A 1871-nucleotide genomic window follows, 5' to 3' on the forward strand; every position below is an offset into this window, starting at 1 on the left:
AATATTTCCAAATTTAATCAAAATCATTATAAACCATATGGGGCAGTAGATAGAATAAAAAACCAATTATCTTATAAAATAGGAAAAGCTATAATAAAGGCAAAAAATCCTATAAAAGCTTTATTTTTGCCTTTAACTATTATTTATTTATATATATTGCATAAAATACAAATGATGATGTATAATGTACTTATTAGAATAAATCCAAATATTAAATTAATTCCATTGGAACAATATGCTGATTATAACGAAATGTTAAAATGTAAAAAGTATTTATTTTATAGGCTAGGCAATGCTTTTATTAAAAACCCTTTAACATTTATATTTAAAATTAAAAAAATTTATAAGGAATGGAAAAATGGAAAATAAAACAGTAGGCGTAGTTATCCCAATCTATAATGTAGAAAAATATTTAAAAGAATGTTTAGATAGTGTTATTAATCAAACTTATAAAAATTTACAAGTTATACTTGTAAATGATGGTAGCACTGATGAAAACTCATTTAATATAGCTAAAGAATATACTTTAAAAGATGAAAGATTTATACTTTTTGATAAAAAAAATGGTGGTCAAGGTACGGCTAGAAATGTCGGCATAGAATATTTTAGTGGAGAATATATACTTAAAAATAAAACTCAAATTTTAGAAATAAATTCTTTAATAGAATTTAATATAGAAGGTAATAATCCCTATGAAATTTATACAGTATATAAGAGCTATAAAGCTTTTCATACTACTAAAGATTTATCTGATTTTATTTATCCTAGTATAGACTATATTATCTTTTTAGATTCTGATGATTATTGGGAACTTGATTGCATAGAAGAGTGTGTAAAAAGAATGAATGGAGTAGATTTAGTTTGTTTTGATTTTACTATTTTTAATGAAATAAATGATGTTTTAAATTGGAGCGGTGCATCAAGTATTAGATTTTTCCCTTATTTATCTTCAGATATTATTGTTGATAGATTATTAATATTATCAAAACTTAACGATTATGGTTTTTTTTTATGTTGTGCTTGGGCAATGTTTATAGATTTTAATTTTATAAAAAAAAATAATATAAAATTTATAGATAATGTTGTTAGGGAAGATAATTATTTTTCATTTGTTTTAATTTTGAATATTAACAATATTTTAATTACTAAAAAGAAACTTACAAACTACAGAATTAGAAAAGGAAGTGATTGTAATTATGACAAGTCTAATTTAATTTTATCTGATATACCAGAACGTATGAAATATCTTCTAAAATATTTTGATGATTTTGATGAAATGAGACAGTATTATAATATTTTTAGCTGGATTGAAATTGCAAAAAAAACGCTTACAGATATCCAAAAATTAGAGAAAAATGATTTTTTATTTGCTTATAATTTATATAAAATATTTTATATAAATTTTTATATAGAGGCTTTTAAGATAACTTATATAAAAAATGATCCTTTAAATTATAAAAATGAAATTTATAATTTAACAAATTTTTATAATTATTTTAATATTTCCAAATTTAATCAAAATCATTATAAACCATATGGGGCAGTAGATAGAATAAAAAACCAATTATCTTATAAAATAGGAAAAGCTATAATAAAGGCAAAAAATCCTATAAAAGCTTTATTTTTGCCTTTAACTATTATTTATTTATATATATTGCATAAAATACAAATGATGATGTATAATGTACTTATTAGAATAAATCCAAATATTAAATTAATTCCATTGGAACAATATGCTGATTATAACGAAATGTTAAAATGTAAAAAGTATTTATTTTATAGGCTAGGCAATGCTTTTATTAAAAACCCTTTAACATTTATATTTAAAATTAAAAAAATTTATAAGGAATGGAAAAATGGAAAATAAAACA

At 20.7% G+C, this 1871-nt stretch carries 1 protein-coding gene and 1 pseudogene; both read left to right on the plus strand.

All coding sequences use genetic code 11. The annotated features are described in order from the left end of the window. Positions 1-369, plus strand: a pseudogene (locus AJN69_RS10160) (glycosyltransferase family 2 protein); the annotation flags it as partial. Next, positions 359-1867, plus strand: a complete 1509-nt coding sequence (locus tag AJN69_RS10475; RefSeq protein ID WP_070287646.1) for a glycosyltransferase family A protein — start codon at positions 359-361, stop codon at positions 1865-1867. The pseudogene AJN69_RS10160 and the gene AJN69_RS10475, both read left to right, overlap by 11 nt. Positions 1868-1871 lie beyond the last annotated feature (4 nt).

Source organism: Campylobacter sp. BCW_4338, assembly GCF_001763255.1.
Taxonomy (GTDB): Bacteria; Campylobacterota; Campylobacteria; order Campylobacterales; family Campylobacteraceae; genus Campylobacter_D; species Campylobacter_D jejuni.

What these genes read in the sequence shown, in the direction of transcription:
- AJN69_RS10475 (WP_070287646.1), top strand. Translation starts at nt 359, where the DNA reads ATGGAAAATAAAACAGTAGGCGTAGTTATCCCAATCTATAATGTAGAA.